We start from the raw sequence: 24,742 nt of genomic DNA on the forward strand, positions 1-24,742 counted from the left end.
ATTTTCTTCATGGAGAGTAGCAGATGATGAATGTGAAGGTTGTTCGTATGGTACTAGGTGGCGGGGCTTTGCTGCTAGCGGCGGCGGGCCACGCCTCGGCGGTGGATCTCTTCAATGGCAAGGACTTCAGCGGCTGGGAGCTGCAAACCACGCCGGCGGCGCCGATGAGCGCCGCGTTCACGGTGCGGCCGGGCGGCGTGATCGCCTCCAGCGGCCAGCCGTCCGGTTTCCTGGCCACGACCGCCAGCTACCGCAACTACCGGCTGCACGTGGAATGGCGCTGGACCGCCAAGCCGGGCAACGGCGGCGTGCTGCTGCACATCAGCCCGGGGCCGATGGACCGGGTGTGGCCGGTGAGCCTGCAGGTGCAAACCAAGCATGGCAGCGTGGGCGACATCCTGCCGATGGCGGGCTACGGCTTCGCCGAGCCGCCCACCAGCGCCCCGGGTGCCCAGCCGGTGATCAAGGCCCGCATGGCGGCGGACAGCGAACTGCCGGCCGGGGAGTGGAACAGCGCCGATATCGTGAGCCGCGACGGGACGGTGGAGGTGACGGTGAACGGCGCGGCGCAGAACAAGGTCACGCAGGCGTCCCCGCGGTTCGGACGGATCGGCTTCCAGCTCGAAGGGGCGCCGTACGAGTTGCGCGGGGTGGCGCTGACGCCGCTGGACTAAGCCCGGCGGCCAGGCGCCCGCGGATGCTATTTGCGCTTGAGCCACGCTTCCGGCACCGGCACGATGCAAATGTTCATCGAACGCCCGTCCTCGGACAGCATGGCGGACTGGATCTGGATGCGCGTGCCGTCCGCGTTGAAAGTGGGATGCGGGTGGTCCGCCGCCGTCGTCTTGTGGCCGGCCGTCAGCGTGATCATCTCGCGCGTGCGGCGGTCGATCAGGTAGACGCTGCGGCTGAAATCATCCCCCACGGCCCAGCGTCCGTCGGACGAGCCGTGCACGTGCCACAAGCCGCTGCCGGACGGCGTCTGCCCCGCGATGGTCATCTCCCGCGTGCGCAGGTTGACGATGGCCAGGCCGCTCGGCTTCTCGCGCGTGCCGGTGATGCCCCAGCCCTCTTCCTGGCCGGGGTTCGCGCCGCCCACACCGGTGGCCGCCCCGTCCACGCCCCCACCTCCACCCGGGATGGGGCGGTGGCCCATGATGGCCATCGCCACCTCGTCCTTGGAAATCACCGCCTCGTGGGTCACCCATTCATACGGCGCCTCAGGATACAGCGGACGCAGGCCGGTGCCGTCCGCCTTCACGGTCCAGGTGCGTTGCGGCGATTTGCCGCCGGTCTCCCAGCAGAACACGATCTCCCCGGGATTGAACAGGTTGGCCTGGATATGGCCGATCTGGAACGGCACCGACACCACGTGCCTGATTTCGCCCGTGCGCACGTTCATGCGCGCGATGCCGTTCGGTCCGGCGCCCATCTTGCGCGGGCCGAACGCAGGCTCGATCTTGGTGCCCGGCGCAAGGTGCTTGCCGGCCTCGCCCGCGCCGACGCGGAAGTAGGCCCATTCCTCGTCCGCGTCCAGCGCCATGTCGCCGCCGGCGCCCAGTTGCTCCGGGGTGGTGCCGCAGATGCGCTGGTAGGCGTCGGCGGGCTTCATCGTCCCGGCCTTGCTGTCGGCCAGCAGGCGCGCCAGGTCCACTTCCACGATTTGCAGACGTCCAGGCGCGCTGTCGTTGCGCATGAAGTAGAGCTTCATCGACTTTTGCGCGAGGTTCAGCATGCCGGTGTAGCCGCCCTCGGTCACCTGCACTAGGTCGCCCGTTTCCTCGTTGACGGCCATGGCCTCGCCCTTCACCCGGTTCGAGCGGAACACCAGCCACTTGCCGTCCGAGGTCCATTGCGGGTGGGTGGGGTAGATCTTGGAATCGCCCTGCGGTTTGCTGGTGAGGAAGGTGAGCATGGTGCCGGTCACCGGGTCTTTGACGACCTTGCGCTCGGACGGGAAACGCTTGCCTATCTGCGCGTGCGCCGCGGTGCTGAACGCCAGCGCCAGAAGGACCGGCAGCGTGGCTGCCAGGATGGATCGGGATGTCATGATGGCTGAGGGATGTGAGGTGTAGGGAGTCCGATTGTCATCCGTTTCAAGGGGCTGGACTGCTCATCTTACTGATTCTTTGAAAGCCGGCTGAAGGGCGCGAAAAGGCATCGCATAAAATGAACCCATGAACCGATTCCTGAAGGCGCTGGGCTGCGCCGCACTCTTCACAGCCCTCTCCGCGAACCTCTCCGGGGCGCAGGCCCAAACCCCGCTGCCGGCGGCCGTCAACACCGATCCGGCGAAAGCGCAGGTCACGTTGCCGGAGCCCGCCAACGCGGCCCTGCCGACACTGTTTTTCATAGGCGATTCCACGGTCCGCAACGGCAAGGACGACGGCCAGGGCAAGGGCGCGGAAGGGCAGTGGGGCTGGGGCAATCCCATCGCCGCCTATTTCGATCCAGCCAAGATCAACGTGGTGAACCGCGCGGTGGGCGGTTTGAGCAGCCGCACCTACGTCACCAGCGGCCACTGGCAGCGCACCCTGGCGCTGGTGAAGCCGGGCGACGTCGTCATCATGCAGTTCGGCCACAACGACAGCAGCGCCATCAACGACAACAGCCGCGCGCGCGGCACCATCAAGGGCACGGGCGAGGAAAGCCAGGACATCGACAACATGCTGACCGGCCAGCGTGAAACGGTGCATAGCTACGGTTGGTATCTGCGCCGCTTCGTCGCCGATATCCGCGCCAAGGGCGCCACCCCCATCATCTGCTCGCCGATTCCGCGCAAGCGCTGGGACGCCGAGGGCAAGATCCGCCGCAACCGCGGCGACTACGGCGGCTGGGCGGCCGACGTGGCGCGCGTCGAAAAGGTGGGCTTCATCGACCTGAACGAGATGGCGGCGCGCAAGTACGACGAAATGGGGCGCGACGCGGTGATGAAGATGTTCCCGCTGGTGACACCCGATGAAAGCGTGCACACCAACCTGGCCGGCGCGGAGCTCAACGCGCGCCTGGTGGTCTCCGGCATCAAGGCGCTGCGCGTGCCGGTGTTGGCCGCCGGGCTGGGCGCAAGGGCCGCCGACGTGGCGCCGGCCGAGGACGAGCGCCCGGTGGTGGACGCGGCCAGGGTGCCGGCGGACCGCCCGCGCGATCCCTCGCTGCCCAACCTGCTCATCGTCGGCGATTCCACGGTGCGCAGCGGCGGCGCGGGCGGCGCGATCGGATGGGGCGAGCGCATCGCCCCGTATTTCGACACATCCAAGGTCAATGTCGTCAACCACGCCATCGGCGGGCGCAGCAGCCGCACCTTCTTCACCGAGGGCCGCTGGGACAAGGTGGTGGCCCAGATGAAACCGGGCGACGTGGTCCTGATCCAGTTCGGCCACAACGACGGCGGCCGCATCGGCGACCCGGCCATGAAGAATCGCGCCTCGGCGCCCGGCACCGGTTCCGAGACCGTCGAGGACACGCGGCCGGACGGGGCCAAGGAACAGGTCCACACCTTCGGCTGGTACATGGCGAAGTACGTCGCGGACGCGAAAGCCAAGGGCGCGTCGGTGGTGCTGCTGTCGCCCGTTCCGCACAAGGACCGCTGGCAACAGGAGCGCGACTTCGCCACCTTCGCGCAATGGGACGCCGAGGTCGCGAAGGCGGGCGGCGCGCAGTTCGCCGACCTCACCATGGCCATCAGCGAGGGCTATCGCCAGGTAGGACCGCAAGTCGTGGACGGATACTTTTCCGACGCGCGCACCCACACCAACGACGAGGGCGCGAAGTTCAACGCGCAGCGCGTGGTCGCCGTGCTCAAGGGGCTGCGCGACAATCCCGTGTCCGCATGGCTGTCCAACCAGGGCCAGTCGGTTGCGGCCGCGGCGCCCGCGGCGGCCAAGACCGCGTCCCCGGGCGCGGCGGTGCCATGAGGCGGCTGGCCACATTAGCGCTGTTGGCCATGGCGTCGGCGCCGCATGCGCAGACCTGTTCGGATTGGGGAAAGACCGGCCGCCAGTTGCACGCGGACGACTTCAATGGCGGCCTGGCGCAGTGGGTATCCGAGTTCAAGCCCGTCGCAGGTTCCGCCATCGCCGCGGAGAAGGGCAAGTTGCTGATGGATCTCGCGGGGGACGCGACGCTGTGGTTCAAGCCGGCCCTGACCGGCGACGTGCGCATCAGCTACCGCCGCAAGGTCCTGATGGCGGGCGGCGCCAACGACCGCCTGTCCGATATGAACCAGTTCTGGATGGCGTCCGACCCGCGCAACGCCGACCTGTTCACGCGCGACGGCACCTTCAGCCAGTATGATTCGTTGCGGCTCTACTATGCGGGCATCGGCGGCAATACCAACACCACCACCCGGTTCCGCAAGTACGAGGGCAACGGCGAACGCGTGCTGCACGCGGACCTGGCCGACGCGGCGCACCTGTTGCAACCCAACCGCGAGTACGCGATCCAGATCGATGTCTACCAGGGCTGCACGCGCTTGCTGGTGGACGGCCGGGAGTACTTCAGCTTCAAGGACCCGGCCCCACTGCGCGGCGGGCATTTCGGCTTCCGCACCACGCACTCGCGGCAGGAGATCAGCGGCTTCAAGGTGCATCGCCTGCTTGGCGGGACCAGGGCCGGCGTTGTGCCGGGCGCCGGCTCCGGCGTAAAATGACGCGATGAAACCAACCCTGCTGTTCTACCTGTGCGGCGCGCTGCCGCTTGTGGCGCAAGCCGCGCCATGCCTCCCCATCCCCGAGCTGATCGCGCGCGATTCGCAGTACGAGGAGGCGATGCGGGTCGGCGATCCGGCCTTCCTCGAGAAGCACCTGGCGGACGATTTCGTGTGGGTGCACAACCTGGTGTCCTCCATCGACGCCAAGGCGGACCTGCTGGCGAGGGCCCGCAAGCCGGCCTCGATCCCCAAGGCACGCACCACCAGCGAGGTGAAGGCCCACGTGCTGGGCGACACCGTGGTGCTGCGCGGACTGAGTTCGGTGGACACGTGGAACGCGGACGGCAAGACGTGGCGCACCAACCGCTACCAGTTCATGCGCACCTATGTGAACAGCGGCGGCGAGTGCCGCCTGCTGTCCGTGCAGACCATGAAAGTGTGGACCAGCGAGGGCGGAAAGGTGGGCGGGGGATAGTCCCGGCGCCCTGTGCGCCGCGATCTTAGGCGGCGATCCTCCGCAGCGGCGCGTGTTTCGGCCGCGCGCCGGCGGGGCGCGCGGCGCCGATGGGGCTGATGTTGGCCGCCATGGCGCCGAGCTTGAAGACGCTCACCACGTCCACCAGGTGACTGGCCTGCTCGCGCATCGAGCACGCCGCCGCCGCGGCTTCCTCCACCAGGGCCGCGTTCTGCTGGGTGGCCGCGTCCATTTCGCTGATGGCCTGGCGCACCTCGGCGATGCCGCCGCTTTGCTGGCCGCTGGCGCGCGTGATGTCGTTCATGATGCCGGTCACGCGCTCGACGCTGCCCACCACGTCCCGCATCAGCTCCCCGGCCTGGCCGGCCAGCAGGTTGCCCGCTTCCACCTTCTGCACCGAGTCCGTGATCAGGGTCTTGATTTCGCGCGCGGCGGAGGCCGAGCGTTGCGCCAGGTTGCGAACCTCGGACGCCACCACGGCGAAGCCGCGCCCCTGTTCGCCGGCGCGCGCGGCCTCCACGGCCGCGTTGAGCGCCAGGATATTGGTCTGGAAGGCGATGCCGTCGATGACGCCGATGATGTCGACGATCCTTCTGGAGGAGTCGCTGATGGCCCCCATGGTGCCGACCACCTGCGCCACCACCGCGCCGCCGCGGCGGGCGACGTCCGAGGCCTCGGCCGCCAGTTCGTTGGCTTGCCGCGCGTGGCCGGCGTTCTGCGCCACGGTTTCGGTCAAGTCCTCCATGGAATGCGAGGTGCGCTCCAGGGAGCCGGCCTGCGCGGCGGTGCGTTGCGCCAGGTCCTGGTTGCCGCTCGCGATCTGGGCCGAGGCGGCGGAGATGCCCGCGGTCGCGTTATGGGCCTCCGCCACCAGCTTGGCCAAGTTGTCGCGCATGCCCTGCATGGCGTGCAGCAGGCTGGTGTCGTCGCCCGGACGCAGGTTGATCTCCACCGTGAGGTCGCCCGCCGCGATGCGGTTGGCCACGTTGGCCGCCACGGCCGGGTCGTCGCCCAGTTGGCGGAAAAGCTTGCGCAGGATCTGCACGGCCACGCCCACGCCGGCCGCCAAAGACAGGCCCAGTATCGCCAGCAGCTGCCAGTTGGCGGACGCGATGCGTTTCTTGGCGTCCGCTTCGTCGGTGGCATAGCGCTGGTTCGCCAGTTGGACGGTCTGGTCGATGGCGCGGCGGTGGGCGGCGTAATGCGGCGCCAGGCGCGCCATGGCCGCGGCGGCGGCGGCCTGGTCGCCGCGCTGGACGGCGGGCACGAACTCGCTCTGCGCCACGGTGTAGAAGTCGCGGGCGGCCCGGTCGGCGTCCTGCAGCATGCTTTGTTTCAGCGCCGGCTCCAGCGCCTGCTGCTGCCAGAACTTGTGGCGGGTCTCGTAGTCGGCCTGCAGGGCGCGCAGGCGTTCCACCAGCGGGGCCCGCTCGGCGGGGCCGGCGCCCAGCATTTCGTGGGTGACGAGGTAGGATTCGATGATGTAGGCGGGCGGCGGCAGGATGTCTGCCACCAGGTCCTTGCTCTGCACGATGCGCTCGTAGATGGGACCGTCGACGCTGATTTCGCTCATCACCTTGAAGGACCAGGCCCCGTAGGCCGCGTAACCCAGGGTGAAACACCCAAGCAGCAGGGCGAACCGGGTCTTGATGTCGAGCGTGCGCTTCATACGATCTCCAGCGGTGATAGCCGACGGTTGCGGCCGTGCACCGATTTTAGATCAATACCATCAGGAAAGTGTTGGATTGAGAGAGAATTTCTTGTTATGTAGAAATAAATCAATTGGGGATTGCCGCCGGCCGGGTGCGGCGCGGAAGGCGCCTACCCCCGTCCGTCAGTCGCCCACGCCGGGCCGGGGGCCAACACCGCCCAAGCCGCCATTGCGCCCGCCGCCGCCGTTGTTGCGTCCACCGCCGCCAGCGGGGGCGAAGCCGCCGAAGCGGTAGGTCAGCCCCAGGTAGACGATGCGGCTGTCGTAGCTGAAAATGCGCGTCTCCTTCAAGGTGGCGGAGTCGATGAGGGACTTATTCCGGTTGCCGGCGAAGGCGTCCGTCACGTTCAGCACCATGGCGAACTGCGGCGTGAAGGCGTGCCGCAGCGTGAGGTTGACGGTGGTGGTGGGTTGGCGTTCGAGCTGCCCCATCAACGTTTTACCCTGCGCCATGATCATGGCCTGCAACTGGTCCGCCGCGCCGAGCTGGTAATTGACGCGGATGCGGGCCGACAGCGAGTTGACCATGCGGCGGCTTTCCGCGCCAGTGAGTTCCAGCAGGCGCTGCTGGGTGCGCAGCAGGTTCATATTGCCGTTCAGGCTCAGGCCCGGCAGCAGCTTGCCGCCCAGGTTCAGTTCCACGCCGCCGCTGTGGGTGCCGCCCGCGTTGTCGCGCGTGGTCAGCAGCACGGTGTCGTTGATGAAGTAGCGCCGCTCCAGGATCGCGTCGGTCTCCTTGTTGAAATAGCCGCGTATTTTGGTGTCCACGCCGGCGTACTTGGCGTCGTAAGCCACTTCGATCGAATCGCGCTGCGTCGGTTTCAGCCTGGGATTGCCCGAAGAGACATTGAACTCGTCGCGGTAGATGATGAAGGGATTGAGCTCGTTGCCGTTCGGGCGCCGTATGCGGTGCGAATAGGAGAAGCGCAGCTTGGTGCCGTCGTTCCATTTGCGCAGCGCGTAGGCGCTGGGGATCAGGTTGGTGTAGCTGTTGGCGGCATCGATGTTCTGGGTCAGCTGCTGGATGTCCAGCTCCGTGCGCTCCACGCGCAGGCCGCCCTGGATGCCCCAGTAGGCGTCCAGCGGCTTTTCGTAGGAGCCGTACAGCGCGTAGTTCTTTTCCGTCACGCTGAAGCGGTTGGTGCGCTGCGTGTTGACGGTTTCGGCCTGCGTCGCCGGATCGATGTTCACATCCAGGATGTCGTTGCCGCTGCGGGTGCGCGACAGCTTGTAGCCCAGCCGGAGTATGCCCTTGTCGCTGGGGAGCTCGTAGTCGCCGGTGTAGTCGATGATGCGGGTGTCGGCCTCGTTGTTCTGGCGGCTTTGGCCACTGGTGCCGCGCAGCGATCCGGGGGCGTACATGTTCGCGTAGCGATTGAAGGCGGTGTTGTCCGAGTCGGTCACGCGCAAGTCCATTTTGAACTCTTCGCCGTCCGCGCCGCCCTTGTGGTCCCAGCGGGCGCCGAAGCCGGTGTTGCGCCGGTCGCCGCTCCGGGCGCTGGTGCGCACATAGTCGGTGTCCACCAACCGCGCCTGGTTGTAGCGCAGGTAGTGGTCGAGGGATTGGTTGTCGTTGCTGCTGCCGCTGTAGGAGAAGCTGGCGCCCACGGTGTCCTTGGCGGTGGCGTTGTAGTGCACCGATCCGTTCACGCCCACCGTGTCGTTCAAGCCGGTGGAACTACCGGTCTGGGTGCTGTGCAGCATGGCGCCGCTGAACGGGTCGTAGCGGTCGCGCACCGTGCTGCCGACCGAATCGCGGCCATCGTGGCGCACATTCAAGCCGCCCTGCATGCCGAACGGGCCAGTGTTGTACGAGCCGGTCACGGAGGTGTTGTAGCGCCCCGCCGTGCCGGCGTTGGCGTTGATGGCCGCGAAGCCCCCCGCGCGGCGGTTGCGGCGCATGACGAGATTCAGTATGGGGCCGCTGCCGCCCTCGTTGCCGAACTGGGCGCCGGGGTTGTTGATCACCTCGATCGACTCGATGTCGTCGGCCGGGATCGACATCAGCGCCGCGCCGCGGTTATCGCCCTGCATCATGGCCGATGGTTTGCCGTCCACCATGATCTGCACGTTCTGGCTGCCGCGCAAGGTCACCGAGCCGTCCGGGTCCACCGCCACCGAGGGCACGGAATTGAGCGCGTCGGCCGCCGTGCCGTTGGAGCTGCTGGCATCGCTCTTGACGTCGTAGACGTCGCGGTCGATGCGTGTGGTCTGCCGCTCGGCCGCCACCACCACGCTGGCCATTTCGGCCGGGGCCTGGGTGCCGGTCTGCGTGCCGACTGGCGTTTCGGCCGGCGTCTCCGCCGCCTTGGACGGTTCGGCCGCCGGGGCGGGCTTGGGTTTGGCCGGCTGGGGCTTCTCCGGCGCTGGCGGCTTCTGGGCCGTTTGCGCATGGGCGCCGCCGGCCAGGCATAGGCAACTGGCGAGCAAGAGCCGGGATGTGGTCGATGGCTTGGGCAGGTGGTTCACTGTTCGGATTTTCTTTGGTTGCGGCGCGCGCGGATCCGCGTTAACAATCATGCGCCCCGCGCAGCGTAGCGCATGATTGTTAACGCATTGTTTCCAACGCGCGCCGCACGGCTCTTTTATTGGTTGGTCTCGTCGCCCAGCGGCCGCTCATTGCTGTGGGTGGGGCTCGCCGGGACGGCGAAGGACGCGAACGGGTCCGGCCGGACCGGGTCGAAGGCGCCATAACCATCGGCGATATAGGAGGCGGCGGGCAGGCCGGCCTTGCGCATCCCGGCCGCCACGGCCTGCGCCAGCTCATAGGCGCCGTAGTTGCTGTGGTGGGTGTTGTCCAGGTGGCCGGGGCCGGTGGACGCGAAGGCCGCCTTGGACGCTTCCGGTCCCAACGTCTGGTACAGGGGAACGCTCATGGCGTGCAGGTCGATGAAGGCCACGCCCAGTTCCCGCGCCGATTGGCGCGCCGCGTCCGCGTAGTCCTGCAGCGTGATGCCGGCCTTGCCCTGGTCGTCGAAGCGGCGGCGCTCCATGGGCGAGATGATGACCGGCACGCCGCTGTGCGCGCGGATGGCGTCGACGTGGGCCTTGATCTCGGCCTTGTAGGTGGTGAAGGGGCCGCCCTTGCCGTCCTTGATCTGCTTTTGGTCGTTGTGGCCGAACTGCATCAGCACGGTGTCGCCCGGCTGCATGGCGCTGAGGATCTTGTCGATGCGCCGGCGCGCCAGCGAGTCGCGGTAGGTCTCGCCCGATTGCGCGTGGTTGGCGATGGCGATGCCGGGCTTGAAGAAGCGCGGCAGCATCTGGCCCCAGCTGGCGTAAGGCTCGCCCGGCTGGTCGCTGACGGTGGAGTCGCCCAGCAGGAACAGCGTGGGCACCTCGGCCGGGGCGATTTCCAGGGTGCGCACGGCGGGCGCGGCGCCGTTGAATTCCAGCGTCAGGCGCCGGTCCCAGTTCCAGGCTTCCTGCACGGTCTCGCGCGGGGCCTTGAGGGCGACCGAGCCGGCCCGCAGCGTGGCGCCGGCGGGGATCTTCGGCGTGCGCACGTTCACGGTGAAGGTGCGCGTCGCGGTGGCGCCGGCGGCGGTGCGCACGTTTTCCAGCATCAGCCGGCGCAGTTCGGATTTGATGGTGGTGCTGCCTTCGGCGGCGCCGCCCAGCGTGACGGTGACGTTGTAATTGCCCTCGGGGAGGTCGACGGAGAAGTAGGACGGCTTGCCGCCCGCCGCCGGAACCTCGTAGCCGTAGCCGCGCGCCGGCGTGTAGTCGGTGGCGGGGGAGACTGCGGTGTAGCCGGGCGCCGGCTTGTCGCTGAAGTCGAACTTGCGTGGCGCCTGCGCTTGGGCGGCGCAGGCTACCGCCAGCAGCGCCAGGGCGGCGGGATGGAATCTGTGGTTCATGTTGGTTCCGTTGATTATTCGATATGGTCGCCGACCAGAGCCAGGTTCTGGATCGCGGCCAGGCCCCACTGCGCGGTGTCGTTGGTGCTGAGCCACGCCACCTCGTCGACCGGGTTGAGCACGTCCGGTCCGCCGACCCGCACCGTGCGCACCAGCGGGGCGGGGCGCTCGTTGAATTCGCGCCAGGCGCGCTTGGCCAGCGCCGCGTCCTGCGTGCGCCACGCGGCATAGGCGGTCAGGCGGGAATGGCCCACGCGCAGCGCGTTGGTGCCGGTGTGCGATTTGCCCAGGGTCTTGATCTGCAGGTCCTTGGGCGCGTTGTACATGGCGCAGTACTGCAGCCACGCCTTCTCGAAGTCGGCGCGCCCGGTCACCGAGATCAGCTCGGCGAAGATCTCCACCGCGCCGAAAACGGCGTTCAGGTGCGACGCCTGCACGTCCTCGCCCACCATGTTGTGCAGGTGGCCGTTGGCCGGCTCGTAGCCGGCGCGCTCGGCGTTGAAGAAGCCCTTGGGCATGGCGGCGATGTCGCGCATGCCGGTCAGCAGCTTGTCGCGATAGCGCTTGTCGCCGCCGCGCTCCCACTCGGTCAGCCAGTTGCCGGCCAGCGAGCCCCAGTCGGTGCCGAAGGCGGCGCGCACCGGATAGGCGCCGGCCGGCGGCGCGTCCTTCAGCTTGCGCACCGGATCCACGGCGCCCAGCTTGGCGTCCGCGTCCAGCAGCTCGCGCATGATGTCGCCGATGCGCTCGTCGGCCGTCAGGTAGTAGTAGAAGCGGCGGTACACGGCCGCGCTGATGCGCACCTGCTTGGCGCTGCAGCCCCAGTGCTGCACGTTGTGGCGCGAGCCCAGGCCGGCGAACTGGCCCAGGTGGTACATGTCCACCTCGCTGGTGTGGCGCACCATGGCCTCGGCCAGGCGGAAGATGTCCGCGCGGCCGGTGCGCAGGAAGGAATACCACAGCCACAGGTCCGGCGACAGCTCCGAATTGTCCCAGGCGTAGCCGCCCACGTCGTAGCGCCAGGTGTGGCGGTCCTCGTCGTAGGTGTGCATCACGTCGCCGTAGTTCCAGAAGCCGTACCAGTGGTGCTGCTCGACCTGGCTGCGGTAGTAGTCGAAGCGCCGGTCCAGCTCATCCTCGATGCGCGCCTTGAGCGGGTGCGTGCGGTCCGGCAGCGTCCACATGCCGCCGAACACGTTGCATGCCAGGTAGTGGGCCGGCTGGGCCACCAGTTGCGGCGGCTGTCGCACGAAGTCCGCCAGTTGCGCCATGCGTTCGCGGGACGGCGTCGCGTCCAGCGCGAACAGGGTGATCTCGCTGCTGCGGGCCACGCCGACCGGGCTGCCGTAGCCCTTTTCGTAGTCCTCGTAGGTGATCTCCAGGCCTTCGCGTTCGTCCTCGTGGGTTTCCATGCCCAGGCCGTCGTGGTAGAAGCGCATGTCCATGGCCGGCGCGTCGGGGGACCACATCCACAGCGTGACCTCGGCGGCGTCGGTGTGGGCGTTGCGGATGTCGAGCTGGGTGGGGTGGCGCTGCCAGAAGTCGCGCAGGCCGAAGGCCACGCCGCCCGAGACGCCGCCGACGTAGCCGGAGCCCGGCGCGCGGCGGCCCCACGCGGCGTCGATCCAGCCGTGGCCGGGCTTGGTGCGCTTGCGGATCTGGAAGCCGTCGGCCGACAGTTGCGACAGCGTGAAGTCGCCCCAGGCCGGGATCAGGTGCAGGCGCTCTCGCACCTGCTTGTTCATCTGCTCCAGCGGCGGCACCGGCAGGCCCGCCACCTGGGCCTTGCGGAACATGGCGCCCGGATCGCGGCGCAGGCCGGTGAGGGTGCGCACGCCTTCGCCCCACACGCCCTTGTCCTCGCCGGCGAAGCGCACATGGCGGTTGTGCATCTCGTCGCGCAGCGGCACACCGAAGCGCAGGCCGATGCCGCGCACGTAGTCCTTGTGCTCGTCGCCGTCGAAGATGAAGGTGTGCATGACGCGCACCGATTCGGCGCCCGCGTGGAAGTACAGGCGCACGATGAAGGGCAACCATTCGCGCTGGCCGCTGCGGTGCTTGCCCTCTATCCGGAGCACGGCGCGCACCGGGCCGTTCTGCTCCACGGTGACCGATTTGACGGCGCTTTCATGGCTGGTCTGGCGCACGGTGCCGCTGGAGGCGTCCGGCTGGTCGTCGGTCAATGCGACGAGACGGCCGGCGCGGGCGATCTCGCGGCCGTCGCGGCGGATGGAACGTATCAGCTCGGGGCCGTAGCGCAGCACCGTGCAGCGGATCACGCCGGTGTCGACCTCGATGGCCTCGGCGCCGTCCTGTACGCGCACCATGTGGCCGGCATGCGGTTTGGCCTTGCCGGGCTTGATGACCAGGTCCTTCGCCAGGCCGGCGCCGGCCGGAAGCGCGTGCGCGGTCCACTTCAGCGATCCGTCAGGCCAGTAGGCGGTGGGCCAGGTTTGCAGCGGCACTTCGGCGCCGTCCGGCGCGGTCAGCACGAAGGACTGGCCGCCAAGGAAAGCGCCTTTCGGCCAGGGCAGGCCGAGCGTGGCGCCGGCCGACAGCGCGGGCACGGCGCCGTCCAGCCAGCGCAGCGCGGCGCCGGCGGCCGGGTTGAACGCCGGGCCCCCGGCGGGGCGGGCGGCGGGAGGCGTCGTGGCCGGGGATTGCCGCTCCGCCTTGCCGGTGGTCGCCAGCGGCAGGGAAGCGAGTATCGAGGCCTGGATGAAGGAACGGCGGGTAAGTGGCGGCATGATATCTGGGATGTGTGGATGCGCGGCGGGATATCGGGGAGCGATACCGGGGCGGCGATACCGGCCCGCCGCGCGGATGGTGTGTCTTCGCCGCTTACTTGACGGCTGCCAGCGTCACCTTGACCGGCGACTGTGCGCGCGCGGCCTGGGCGGCGACATGGCGGGTCCAGTCTTCCCGGGTCTTGAACTCGCTGCCGCGGTCCCACGCGGCGCCCACGTAGTAGCGCAGCGGCTGGCCGGAGGTGACCGGCGCCAGGATCAGCTGGTTCAGGTCGTCGGCCGCCGTCTTGGGCCCCTGCACCGAGGGGATGATGATCGCGGTGCCGAAGGCGCCATTGCTCTTCTGGACCACCCACTGGCCGATGGCCGGGGCGTTCGGGGCGATGGCTTCGATGGCCGGCTCCTGGCCCTTGTCGGTCGGCGTCCGGTTCAGGCCCACGGCGGCGGTCAGCTGCTTCGCTCCCTCGAAGGTGAAGGTGCTGTCGATCTGGTCGAAATAGCTGCCCGCGTCCACCGTGAAGCGCTTGACCTCCGAGACCTTCACGCCGGCCGCGTCCCAGGCGTCGTAATTCAGTTCGAAGATGGCGCGCACGGGACCGTTGGCCAGCACTTTCCACGTCGCGTAGTTGCGGGCGGTGTGCAGGGCCTTGCCGTCCCAGATGCCCACGCCGCCGGCGCCGCGCGACTTGCCGACGTTGTACATGTCCATGCCTTCGCCCTCGTCGTGGTGGTAGTGGTCGTGGCCCTTGTTGTACCAGCGATCGACGATGGGGTAGGCCACGCGCTTGAACCAGATATCCAGGCCGCTGGTGACCAGCACCTCCTTGCCGCTGCCGGGGGCGGCGGGCGCGCCCAGCGCGGGACCGTAGGTGCGGTGGGCGACCTTGTCGTTCTCCCAGGCGAAATCGTCCAGGCGCTCCGGCACGTAGCGCGCCGAGACCTTGGACGGGAAGACCGGCGCCACGGTGTCGATCTTCTCGACGGTGAAGGTGGCGCTCTTTTCGCCGGTGGCGAAGTCGTGCTGGAAAATCAGCTCGCCGTAGGCGATGCCCTTGTTCTCGGGGTCTTTCGCTTGCGGCGCGACGTTGGTGACCTGGTAGGGCAGCACGCGGCCGGCGGCGTCCTTGACGGCGATCTTCTGCAGCATCGCGCCGGGCAGGTGGCGGTTCACCTCGGACCAGGGAATCACGATGGTCTCGGCCGGCCGCGCGGCCGCCAGCTCGTGGGTGACGGTGATGGAAAGCTTCTCCGCGGCGCCGGCTTGGGCGGCGGCCGCGGCGAAGAGGGCGGAAATCAGGACGGTGCTGGGTTTGTGCTTGGGGGATGACGACATGGAAGGACCTCGCGTTGATTTGGGTCCGAGTATCGATATTCCGATCAACAGTGTCAACGGCCGCCCACATGTAATCATGTAAATGACTGATACATAGTGTTACGCGCGCAAACACGCGGCGCGGCCGTGGCGGGCCAAGTTAAGCCGGTGGCGGGTCGCTTATCTCCAGATTGGCCATCACCTGGCCGTGGTCGGAGGCGAAGAAGGGTTTGCGGTCCAGCGATGTCTTGCTGTCGATGACATGGTCGTTGAACAGCCGCACATCGATGACCCGTCCCAGCCTCGCCTTGTTCAGGTCCGCGAAGTGGTTGCTGACGAAGATGTTGTCCAGGCTTTCGTAGTGGCCGTTGTGGATGTACGAATACTGGAAGTTCTCGATGCTTTTGCGGGCCTGGACGTCGCGGCAATTCTGCAGCACGTGGCGCCAGCGCTTTTCCTTTTCCGCCGGCGGCAGGTTGCGGAAAGGTTCCTCGCCGATGATGGCCTGGCTGGTCACGGAGGTGTCGTTGTCGTTCATGTCGCCGAGCACGCACAGCGGCGTGCCGTCGTCCTTGTCGAGCTCCTCGCTGATCAATTTGCGCACGCCGCAGGCCTCCACCGCGCGGCGTATCAGCGAGCGCACGTTGCCCTGCGCCAGCTCGGCGTAACCGGCGTTGTCGCCATCGGCCGCGCCGCGGAAGATGGGGCGCTTGGACTTCAGGTGCAGCACCACCACCTGCATCGCCAGTCCCTCCCGGATCTGCAGCTTCGCGATCAGCACGCCGCGCGAGAACTTCTGGATGGGAATCGGCACCGCCTGACTGTCGAGCGCCTCGCGGGTGGGCCTGTCGTCGTAGAACTCGAAGGCCACGGGGATGTCCTCCACCACCCGCGTGTCGACGATGGGGAACTTGCTGAGGATGGCGTTGACCGGTCCCAGCCCGGTCGGATTGGCGGTGCGCAGGTGCCATTGCGCCATGTGCGTGCCTTCGAGGCAATCGCGCAGCGCCTGCTCTTCGAACACCTCCTGGAAGCCGACGATGTCGGCGTTCATTTTCAACAGCTGTTCGCGCATCCAGCCCACTTTCCGGGGATACTGTTCGGCCGTGTAGCGCGGCCTGGGTTCGTCGTAGATCGGCTTGCCGGCCGTGATCAGGTTTTCGGCGTTGAATGTGGCAATCGAGACTTTCATTATTCGCTCCCTTCGATCATTGTTTGACTGGCGGATGGGAGACGATGAACCGCACCGCCGCGTCGATTTCGTCGGTCAGTAGCAGGTAATCGTCGAAGCCCTTCAGCGTCGCCAGTTTCCATAGCAGCGGATAGAGCGGCTTGGCCTTGGAGGCGGGGGCCTCGTACTCGCCGAAGGCCGGGTTCCATTACGCCCGGTCCAGCAGCACCATCGGGCTTTTGTACTTGTCGTAGGTGCGGTAGTAGTTCTGGCACGCGTCCTGGAAGATCTCCTGCACCGTGCCGGCGTTCCCCTCGGTGAAGACGATGCCACCCTGCGCGATGGCCAGCAGGCCTTCCTCGCGCACGCTGTTCTCGAAGTACTTGGCGATGCGGGTGGCGAAGACATTGGCTGGCTCGTGGCCGTAGAACCAAGTGGGAATGCCGAGGTTTTCGCCCATTTCAGGGAACTCCGGCACGCCCATCTCTTTCCAGGCGGCGTAGCCGACGCGCAGCCACTTGCCGATGTCGACGCTGAACTTCGGCGCCTCCGCCAGTTTGGCCAGCGCCGCGTCCAGCACCCGCTCGGGGGCCGCGAATCCGGCCGCGTACGCGCCGAGATTGGCGGCTTCCATGGCGCCGGGGCCGCCGCCGGTGGCCACGAGGAAGCCTTGCTGCGCGAGGCGCATCGCCAGCCGCGCCGCGTTGGCGAACTTCGGATCGTCGCGGTTCAGATCATGGCCGCCCATGATCGCCACGGTGCGCGGCTTGCGGCTGGCGATCCAGTCGTCCAGCGACTCGGTGATGCTGGCGTCATGCATGCGGCGCAGCAGCATCAGGTCGCAGCTCACTTCGAGCACGTTCTGCTTGGCGTCGGCATAGCTGTCGTAAATCCGTTTGTCCAGGCAGTTGTTGTAGGAACCCGGCACCGTTGGATCGAGTTTGTCATAAAGCTTGTCGGGAGTGTACAAGCTCGCGATGTACGGGTCGAAGGGGACGTCCGGCGCCGGCGGCAGCACCAGGCAGTTCGCCACCGCCGCCGCCGCCGCGAGGGTGGGCGACACGACGCAACCCAGGAAAGCGCAGTCCTTGAGGTTGCGCTCCGCCATGTCGCTGGAGACGTCCAGCAGATTCATGGCCTGGAATACCGCCGGCCTCGGATCGTCCAGCCAATCCTTCAACTGACTCGCGTTGCTTATTTCGGCTTTCATCTCGCACCTCCCTTTCGATATTGTTGTCGGGGCGATAATGCTATACCGATTTTCCGCCAGGAATTCTCGCCAATTGTCACGCCTTGCCATGGCGGGCGCCGTGCCGGATAATTGCCGTCCCAGCTCACTCCCAGGCCGCCATGACTTCCACGCTCCCGTTCGATCCGCCCTACAAAACCCGCGTCGCCGCCGAGGATGGCAGTGTCAAATGGATCGAGGTGCTGGCGGACGGCAGCCAGGTCGAGGCGTCGCCGCCAGCGACGGACGTGCGCTCCGCCGCTCCCGCGCCGCGCGCCGAGGTGAAGTCCACGCGGGCGGTGACGATATTGAACGTGCCCTTCGCGGAGAAGGACGAGGCCAAGCAGCTGGGCGCCCGCTGGGACCCCAAGCGCCGCAAGTGGTATGTGCCGCAAGGCGTGGACGCCGCCCCGTTCAGCCGCTGGAGCGGCGCGGGCGACTAGCGCGGCGGGGCCGGCTCGAGCCGGTATTTTTCCAGCAGGTGGCGATACTCGGCGGTCGCGCCGAGCTGTTGGAATACGCGCTTGACCAGCTCCACCGCGAAGCCCGAAGGCTCGGCGCCGCCCGGCGCCAGGCTGATCAGCGGCGGATATTCGAACGACACGCAGTGGTAGGATTCCGCCCCGGCGTAGTGGTGGCGCAGGAACAGGGCGAGGAAGACCATCAACAACCGGCAGCGCATCGCTTGTCTCCCCTGGCGTCGATCAATCTAATTCGGCAGCAGCACCGATAGCTCCTGCGCGCCCCGCAGCAGCACGGGCAGGAACTCCTTTTCCAGCTGTTCGGCGCTGACGCGCGCCGCCTGCGCGCCCACGTTCAGCGCCGCGTGCACCACGCCCGAGGCGCCGCGCACCGGCACGGCGATCGAGCGCAGTCCCAATTCCAGTTCCTCGTTGTTGATCGCGTATCCCTGCCGCTTCACCTCGGCCAGGATCTCGCGCAGGCGCTTCTGCGACACCACGGTGCGCTCCGTCATCGGGCGCAGCTTGGTCTTTTCGAAGTACGCGTCCAGTTCCTCGGGCGCCAATTGCGCCAGCATCACGCGGCCCAGAGAAGTGCAGTAGGCCGGAAGGCGGCTGCCCGTGTTCAGCGCCACCGACATCACGCGCGAGGTGGCGGCGCGCGCCACGTACAGCACTTCGCCGTCGTCCAGCACGGCCAGCGAGCTCGATTCGTTCAGCGTCCGGCTGATGCCGTTCAGGCAGGGCTGGGCCGACACCGTCAATGGCGTCGACGACAGGTAGGAATACCCCAGCGTCAGCACCTTGGGCCGCAGCGAGAAGTTGTTCAGTTCCGCGTCCACATAGCCCAGCTGCTGCAGCGTGTGCAGGCAGCGCCGCACCGCGGCGCGCGGGATGCCGGTTTTCTGGCTCAGCTGGGCGATGGTCTGCGGCTTGCGCGAGTCGCTGAAGGCGCGCACCACGGCCAGGCCGCGCGCCAGCGACGTCATGAAATTGGGGTCGGTGAGGGCGTCGATCTCCTCGGCGATGGTCGGTTCGCGTTCCTCCGCGCCCTCGGCGGGGGCGGTCTTGTTGGCTGGTGTTTTAGGCATGGCGTGATTTTATATGGCCCCTCGCGGAGCCGATAGGAGTTTTTTTCTTGACCTTCGGGCTTTTATGTCGATACACTTCGGTGTGCGATAAACAAACATATGTTCGATAATCGAACATTATGCGATAGTACACCACTCTGACAGGACAGGACCATGATCGACAAGACATACGAATCGCTGGAACGCGCCGTCGCCGACGTGCACGACGGCGCCACCGTCATGATCGGCGGCTTCGGCAACGCGGGCATGCCGTCGGCGCTGATCGACGCGCTGATCGCCCAGGGCGCGCGCGAGCTCACCATCGTCAACAACAACGCGGGCAACGGCGAGACCGGGCTGGCGGCGCTGCTGAAGGCCAAGCGGGTGCGCAAGATCATCTGCTCCTTCCCGCGCCAGGCCGATTCGCAGGTGTTCGACGCGCTGTACCGCGCCGGCGAGATCGAGCTGGAACTGACGCCGCAAGGCAACCTGGCCGAGCGCATCCGCGCCGCAGGCGCCGGCATCGGCGGCTTCTTCACGCCCACCGGCTACGGCACCCAGCTGGCCGAGGGCAAGGAGACGCGCCTGATCAACGGCCGCCACTACGTGCTGGAATCGCCCATCCACGCCGACTTCGCGCTGATCAAGGCGCTGCGCGGCGACCGCTGGGGCAACCTGGTGTACCGCAAGACGGCCCGCAATTTCGGCCCCATCATGGCCACGGCCGCCAAGATCACCATCGCCCAGGTGCAGAGCGTGGTGGCGCTGGGCGAACTCGATCCCGAGGTGATCGTCACCCCCGGCATCTTTGTGCAGCGTGTTGTTAAGGAGAGCTCCAAATGAAACGATATACCCGCGATGAGATGGCCGCCTGCGTGGCCCGGGACATTCCCGAAGGCGCCTACGTGAACCTGGGCATCGGCCTGCCGACCAAGGTCGCCAACTACCTGCCGGCCGACCGCGAGGTGTTCCTGCACAGCGAGAACGGCCTGCTGGGCATGGGCCCGGCGCCCGCCGAGGGCGAGGAGGACGAGGACCTGATCAACGCCGGCAAGCAGCCGGTCACCCTGCTGACGGGCGGCGCCTACTTCCACCACGCCGACGCCTTCGCCATGATGCGCGGCGGCCACCTGGACGTGTGCGTGCTGGGCGCCTTCCAGGTGTCGGCCGGCGGCGACCTGGCCAACTGGCACACCGGCGCGCCGGACGCCATCCCCGCCGTGGGCGGCGCGATGGACCTGGCGATCGGCGCCAAGCAGGTGTTCGTGATGATGGACCACCAGACCAAGACCGGCGAGAGCAAGATCGTGGCGCAATGCGCCTACCCGCTGACCGGCATCGGCTGCGTCAACCGCATCTACACCGACCTGGCGGTGCTGGACGTGACGCCGGCCGGCCTGGCCGTGCGCGAAATGGCCGCCGGCCTGACATTCGAAGAACTGCAGGCGGCCACCGGCGCGCCGCTGCTGCGCCCTCAATAAGGAGAAGACTAAATGGTTGATGCATTTATCTGCGACGCGATCCGCACCCCGATCGGCCGCTACGGCGGCGCGCTGAAGGACATGCGCGCCGACGACCTGGGCGCCATCCCGCTGCGCGAACTGATGCGCCGCAATCCCTCGGTGGACTGGAACACCATCGACGACGTGATCTACGGCTGCGCCAACCAGGCCGGCGAGGACAACCGCAACGTGGCGCGCATGTCGGCGCTGCTGGCGGGGCTGCCGCTGTCGGTGCCCGGTTCCACCGTGAACCGCCTTTGCGGCTCCGGCATGGACGCGGTGGGCACGGCCGCCCGCGCGATCCAGTCCGGCGACGCCGAGTTGATGATCGCCGGCGGCGTGGAATCGATGACGCGCGCGCCATTCGTGATGGGCAAGGCCGATTCGGCCTTCAGCCGCAACGCCAACATCTACGACACCACCATCGGCTGGCGCTTCCCGAACAAGGTGATGAAGGAGCTGTACGGCGTGGACGCGATGCCGGAGACGGCGGAGAACGTGGCCGACGACTACGGCGTCAGCCGCGACGACCAGGACCGCTTCGCGCTGCGCAGCCAGTCCAAGACCGCGCGCGCCCAGCGCGACGGCCTGTTCGCCGACGAGATCGTGCCGGTCGCGATCCCTCAGAAGAAAGGCGATGCCGTCCTCTTCGCGCAGGACGAGCATCCGCGCGAGACCAGCATCGAGACCCTGGCCAAGCTGAAGGGCGTGGTGCGGCCGGACGGCAGCGTCACCGCGGGCAACGCGTCCGGCGTCAATGACGGCGCCTGCGCGCTGCTGATCGCCAGCGCCGAGGCGGCGCAAAAGCACGGGTTGACGCCGCGCGCCCGCATCGTCGGCATGGCGACGGCCGGCGTGGCGCCGCGCGTGATGGGCATCGGCCCCGTGCCGGCCACGCAAAAGCTGATGGCCAAACTGGGCATGACGCTGGAGCAGATGGATGTGATCGAACTGAACGAGGCTTTCGCCTCGCAGGGTCTTGCGGTGTTGCGCGAACTGGGTCTGCGCGACGACGATCCCCGCGTGAACCAGCTGGGCGGCGCGATCGCGCTCGGTCATCCACTCGGCATGAGCGGCGCGCGCCTGGTGACGACGGCGATGTACCAGTTGCACCGCACCGGCGGCCGCTACGCCCTGTGCACCATGTGCGTGGGCGTGGGGCAGGGCATCGCGATCGTGATCGAGCGGGTGTAGAGACTGGCGCGACGGTTCAGTGCAAACGGGTCAGTGCAGATACTGGCCCGTCTTTCGGTCCACAAAGCGCCTGTTTTGCACCGGCGAGGCCAGGTCTTGATCCAACCTGGCCTGCACCAGTTTTTGCCAGGCTGTGACCCAGCGGGACGCCACCACGCATTCTTCCGTCGTTCCGGCGCCCAGGGTGCGCTCGACTGCGATGCGTTGGCGTTTCAGTGCATAGAGGGCTTGTGCGAAGTTGTCCATCTGCATTATTCGTACGTAGTTGAAGGGGAATTTGTTACTGCTGTTACGTATTATGGGTGAAACGGTTCTTTCTGGATGTGCGGTAACTCACGTAGGAATGAGATGACATCCCGTCATGTTTTTGTACTACAAGAGTTGCTCGTGCGCTCCGATACGGTCGAGTTCATTCAGGGTCTACAGTGGAGGCACTGAATCACACAAAAACGCCTCGGAGGTTTCACATGTATAACGCCCAGTCCATCTCGTCGCCAACCACCGTCCGTCCAGCGGTGATGGCACAGCCCATCAGCATCACCGGCGCCCAGCAGAACGACCTGCTGCGCGTATTGCCGCGCGGGGACCTGGAGCGTTTGTTCGAGCACCTGGAACTGGTGCAGCTCCCGGTCGGCAAGCACCTGTACGACTTCGGCGAGAAAATCGAATTCGCCTACTTCCCCACCAACGCCATCGTCTCGCTGCAATACATCAACGAGGACGGCGCCACCACCGAGATCGCCGTGGTCGGCCGCGAAGGCGTGCTGGGCGTGACGATGTACCGCGGCGAGCAAGCCAGCAACACGGCGGTGGTCACCACGCCCGGCTACGGCTACCGCATGCGCACCGAGGCGCTGCGCGACGCCTTCGCCGAGGGCGGCATGATGGCCCAGCAGCTGATGCGCTACACCAGTTGCATGTTCGCCCAGCTGGCGCAGAACGTGGTCAGCAGCCGCCACAGCAGCATCGAGCAGAAGCTGTGCCGCTGGCTGCTGGAGCGCCTGGACCGCTCCTCGTGCGACGAACTGAAGGTGACGCAGGAATTGATCGCCAACCTGGTGGGCGTGCGCCGCGAAAGCATCACGGCCGCCGCCGGCAAGCTGCAGACGGACGGCATCATCCAATGCCGCCGCGGTGTGATCGCCGTGCTGGACCGCGAGGCGCTGGAAGAGGCCGCCGGGTCTTGCTACTTCGCCTCGCGCATGGCCGCGCCGGAGACGCTGGCCAGCCATTGATGCGCCGGGCCACACATCCGAAATATTAACGGATTGTTTACAATATATTTAAATCAGGCGATACTTGCGCTCCCAAAATAAAGGAGACGCAAGATGAAGGGAAGTTCTGGTTTCGGCGCAGTGGGCCTTGGGCTGGCATTGGCCGCCCCGTGCTGGGCGCAAACCGTCAGCACCGTATCGCCGGACGGCAGCAACCGTGTGGAGATCAGCTTGAACGCCGGCGTGCCGCGGCTGCAGATCAGCCGCCACCGGGAAACGCTGATCACCCCGTCGGAACTCGGCTTCCTCGTGTACAACCAACCCGCGTCGGCCCAGGCGCTCGGCGGCCTGACCCTCGCGGAGCAGTCCGGCGCGAGCGGCGTGGATGAATTCACCCTGCCGGTGGGGAAGACCAAGCACGTCAAGGCGCCTTACCGCGAATCGCGGCTGACCTTCAACGTCAAGGATGGGCTGGTAAAGACCTTCACCATCGTTGTGCGCGCCTATAACGACGGCGTCGCGTTCCGCTATGTGCTGCCCGCGCAGCCGGGCGCCATCTCCATCCAGGACGAGGCCACCGAGTTCCGTTTCGCAGGCGACTACAACTGCCGGGGCCTGAACCAGGGTCGCTTCGAACACGCCTTCGAAGGCGAGCATGACGCGGTCAAGGCCTCGCAGGTAAGGCCCTTCCATCTGTTCCAGGCCCCGTTCGTGTGCAAGACGGGCAAGGCCGCCTTCGCCATCGCCGAATCCGATCCGAAAATCTACCCGGGGGCCTACTTCTCCGGCCTGGGCGACGCGGGCCTTGGCCTCAAACTGGTGCTGACGCCACGCAAGGACAACGATCCCGAACTGCGCGCCAACACCGTGGCGGCGAAGATCGATCTGTCGCAGGGCGCGGAAACGCCCTGGCGCGTGGTCATGCTGGGCGACAGCGTCGGCAAGCTCACCGAATCGAACCTGGTCAACGCCTTGGCCACGCCGTCGAAGCTGGCCGACACCAGCTGGATACAACCGGGGCTGTCGGCCTGGGACTGGTGGAACGGCACCCAGTTCGCCTTGCCGGCCCCGCACAACGCCGATGGCCAGCGCGCCGGGATGAACACCGCGACCTACAAGGCCTATGTGGACTTCGCCGCGGAGCTGGGTTTGAAATACATCCTGATCGACGAAGGCTGGTCGGTCGGATCGGCGATCGAGCCGAACGACCAGGCCGACGTGACGCGCCCCAAGCCGGAGATGAACATGGCGGAGATCATCCGCTACGCCTCGGCCAAGGGAGTGGGGGTATGGGTGTGGCTGCAGTGGCGGCAGCTGGAGCGGCAGATGGACCAGGCCCTCGCGGCCTATGAGCGCTGGGGGATCAAGGGGATCAAGGTCGACTTCATCAACCGCAACGACCAGGAGATCATGCCCTTCTACCATCGCCTGCTGACCAAGACGGCCGAGCACAAGTTGATGGTGGACCTGCACGGCGCCTTCCCGCCGGCCGGGTTGACGCGCACCTATCCGCACTACATGACGCAGGAAGGCGTGCTCGGCGCGGAGAACAACAAGTGGAGCCGCCGAATCACGGCCAGGCACAACATCGCGCTGGCGTTCACGCGCGGGCTGCTGGGGCCGATGGATTACACGCCCGGCGGCTTCCGCCACGCGACGCCGGAACAGTTCCCGTCGAAGCAGCGCTTCATCGATCCCTATGTGATGACGACCCGCGGCGCGGCGCTGGCCATGTATGTCATCTTCGAGAGTCCGTTCCAGATGGTGTCCGACAGCCCCCTGGCGTACCGGAAGGCCGATGGCGGCTGGGAGGACGGTGTCGATTTCCTGAAGATGGTGCCGGCCTCGTGGGACGAGATCCGCTTCATCCGGGGCGACCTGGACGACCACATCGTCCTGGCGCGCCGCTCGGGCGACACATGGTACGTCGGGGCGATGACGGACCAGGCGAAAAGCGTCACCGTCCCGCTCGACTTCCTCGGCAGCGGGACCTACGAGGCGCGCACCTGGCAGGACGGCGCCAGCGTCTCGTCCCTGCGGACGGGTGAGCAGCGGGTGCGGCGCACCGGCCGGCTGCGCTTGACGATGGCTGCGAACGGCGGCGCCGTGGCGGTGATCAGGCCGGCCGCGAAGTAGGCCGCGGCGGCGA

General features: G+C 67.1%; 21 protein-coding genes. 10 read left to right on the forward strand and 11 right to left on the reverse strand.

The genetic code is table 11. The annotated features are described in order from the left end of the window. Positions 1-68 precede the first annotated feature (68 nt). Entirely contained in the window at positions 69-674 is a 606-nt protein-coding gene (locus tag BM436_RS18860) for a 3-keto-disaccharide hydrolase (RefSeq protein WP_177307333.1), read from the forward strand. Between the two features lie 26 nt (positions 675-700). On the opposite strand, the gene BM436_RS18865 is transcribed toward BM436_RS18860, so the two are convergent. Beyond that, positions 701-2,050 (reverse strand): TolB-like translocation protein, encoded by a 1,350-nt coding sequence (locus BM436_RS18865; protein WP_229490482.1) that lies wholly within the window; start codon positions 2,048-2,050, stop codon positions 701-703. A 127-nt stretch (positions 2,051-2,177) separates the two neighbouring features. Between BM436_RS18865 and BM436_RS18870 the strand changes: the two genes are divergently transcribed. From BM436_RS18870 to BM436_RS18880, 3 genes are read left to right on the forward strand one after another with little or no spacing between them, the layout of a single operon-like run. Then, positions 2,178-3,914, forward strand: a complete 1,737-nt coding sequence (locus tag BM436_RS18870) for a GDSL-type esterase/lipase family protein (protein WP_093557076.1) — start codon at positions 2,178-2,180, stop codon at positions 3,912-3,914. Continuing rightward, entirely contained in the window at positions 3,911-4,648 is a 738-nt protein-coding gene (locus BM436_RS18875) for a DUF6250 domain-containing protein (RefSeq protein ID WP_143133216.1), read from the forward strand. Before BM436_RS18870 ends, BM436_RS18875 begins: the two co-directional genes overlap by 4 nt. A 4-nt stretch (positions 4,649-4,652) precedes the next feature. Continuing rightward, on the forward strand, positions 4,653-5,123 hold the full coding sequence (locus BM436_RS18880; RefSeq protein ID WP_093557078.1) for a nuclear transport factor 2 family protein: 471 nt from the start codon (positions 4,653-4,655) through the stop codon (positions 5,121-5,123). A 25-nt stretch (positions 5,124-5,148) separates the two neighbouring features. Here BM436_RS18880 and BM436_RS38500 read toward each other — a convergent pair whose 3' ends face one another. The 7 genes from BM436_RS38500 to BM436_RS18915 form a co-directional block, all read right to left on the reverse strand. After that, positions 5,149-6,792 (reverse strand): methyl-accepting chemotaxis protein, encoded by a 1,644-nt coding sequence (locus BM436_RS38500; protein WP_093557079.1) that lies wholly within the window; start codon positions 6,790-6,792, stop codon positions 5,149-5,151. Between the two features lie 165 nt (positions 6,793-6,957). Next, on the reverse strand, positions 6,958-9,303 hold the full coding sequence (locus BM436_RS18890) for a TonB-dependent receptor domain-containing protein (protein ID WP_143133217.1): 2,346 nt from the start codon (positions 9,301-9,303) through the stop codon (positions 6,958-6,960). Between the two features lie 116 nt (positions 9,304-9,419). Then, on the reverse strand, positions 9,420-10,694 hold the full coding sequence (locus tag BM436_RS18895) for a rhamnogalacturonan acetylesterase (protein ID WP_093557081.1): 1,275 nt from the start codon (positions 10,692-10,694) through the stop codon (positions 9,420-9,422). Positions 10,695-10,708: 14 nt separating this feature from the next. Next, on the reverse strand, positions 10,709-13,441 hold the full coding sequence (locus BM436_RS18900) for an exo-rhamnogalacturonan lyase family protein (RefSeq protein ID WP_093557082.1): 2,733 nt from the start codon (positions 13,439-13,441) through the stop codon (positions 10,709-10,711). Positions 13,442-13,535: 94 nt separating this feature from the next. Further along, positions 13,536-14,774: a DUF4861 family protein gene (locus tag BM436_RS18905; protein WP_093557083.1), complete on the reverse strand. Its 1,239-nt coding sequence runs from the start codon at positions 14,772-14,774 to the stop codon at positions 13,536-13,538. A gap of 139 nt (positions 14,775-14,913) precedes the next feature. Further along, positions 14,914-15,945: an endonuclease/exonuclease/phosphatase family protein gene (locus tag BM436_RS18910; RefSeq protein ID WP_093557084.1), complete on the reverse strand. Its 1,032-nt coding sequence runs from the start codon at positions 15,943-15,945 to the stop codon at positions 14,914-14,916. Positions 15,946-16,132: 187 nt separating this feature from the next. Further along, positions 16,133-17,134 (reverse strand): LOG family protein, encoded by a 1,002-nt coding sequence (locus BM436_RS18915; protein WP_143133218.1) that lies wholly within the window; start codon positions 17,132-17,134, stop codon positions 16,133-16,135. Between the two features lie 140 nt (positions 17,135-17,274). On the opposite strand from BM436_RS18915, the gene BM436_RS36275 reads away from it, so the two are divergent. Next, complete coding sequence (locus BM436_RS36275; RefSeq protein ID WP_143133219.1) at positions 17,275-17,595, forward strand: DUF5710 domain-containing protein; 321 nt, start codon at positions 17,275-17,277, stop codon at positions 17,593-17,595. On the opposite strand, the gene BM436_RS18925 is transcribed toward BM436_RS36275, so the two are convergent. Continuing rightward, the gene (locus tag BM436_RS18925) at positions 17,592-17,834 is read right to left on the reverse strand and encodes a hypothetical protein (RefSeq protein ID WP_143133220.1); all 243 of its coding nucleotides are present in this window, start codon (positions 17,832-17,834) and stop codon (positions 17,592-17,594) included. The genes BM436_RS36275 and BM436_RS18925 overlap by 4 nt on opposite strands. Positions 17,835-17,861: 27 nt before the next feature. Next, positions 17,862-18,704: an IclR family transcriptional regulator domain-containing protein gene (locus BM436_RS18930; protein WP_093557087.1), complete on the reverse strand. Its 843-nt coding sequence runs from the start codon at positions 18,702-18,704 to the stop codon at positions 17,862-17,864. 153 nt (positions 18,705-18,857) lie between these two features. Here BM436_RS18930 and BM436_RS18935 point away from each other — a divergent pair, with 153 nt between their 5' ends. The 3 genes from BM436_RS18935 to pcaF are packed head-to-tail and all read left to right on the forward strand — an operon-like array spanning position 18,858 to position 21,379. Beyond that, a complete protein-coding gene (locus BM436_RS18935; protein ID WP_093557088.1) occupies positions 18,858-19,526 on the forward strand; it encodes a 3-oxoacid CoA-transferase subunit A in 669 nt (222 codons plus the stop codon). Further along, complete coding sequence (locus tag BM436_RS18940; protein WP_093557089.1) at positions 19,523-20,164, forward strand: CoA transferase subunit B; 642 nt, start codon at positions 19,523-19,525, stop codon at positions 20,162-20,164. The genes BM436_RS18935 and BM436_RS18940 overlap by 4 nt, the downstream gene beginning before the upstream one ends. Positions 20,165-20,176: 12 nt before the next feature. Continuing rightward, a complete protein-coding gene (pcaF, locus tag BM436_RS18945; protein WP_093557090.1) occupies positions 20,177-21,379 on the forward strand; it encodes a 3-oxoadipyl-CoA thiolase in 1,203 nt (400 codons plus the stop codon). A gap of 30 nt (positions 21,380-21,409) precedes the next feature. On the opposite strand, the gene BM436_RS18950 is transcribed toward pcaF, so the two are convergent. Next, positions 21,410-21,625, reverse strand: coding sequence for a hypothetical protein (locus BM436_RS18950; protein WP_229490484.1), 216 nt, complete (start codon positions 21,623-21,625; stop codon positions 21,410-21,412). A gap of 272 nt (positions 21,626-21,897) precedes the next feature. Between BM436_RS18950 and BM436_RS18955 the strand changes: the two genes are divergently transcribed. Next, the gene (locus BM436_RS18955) at positions 21,898-22,614 is read left to right on the forward strand and encodes a Crp/Fnr family transcriptional regulator (RefSeq protein ID WP_229490499.1); all 717 of its coding nucleotides are present in this window, start codon (positions 21,898-21,900) and stop codon (positions 22,612-22,614) included. Between the two features lie 93 nt (positions 22,615-22,707). Then, the gene (locus tag BM436_RS18960; protein ID WP_093557093.1) at positions 22,708-24,729 is read left to right on the forward strand and encodes a glycoside hydrolase family 97 protein; all 2,022 of its coding nucleotides are present in this window, start codon (positions 22,708-22,710) and stop codon (positions 24,727-24,729) included. The last annotated feature ends 13 nt before the right edge of the window (positions 24,730-24,742 follow it).

The organism is Pseudoduganella namucuonensis (assembly GCF_900116645.1).
Lineage (GTDB): Bacteria > Pseudomonadota > Gammaproteobacteria > Burkholderiales > Burkholderiaceae_D > Rugamonas > Rugamonas namucuonensis.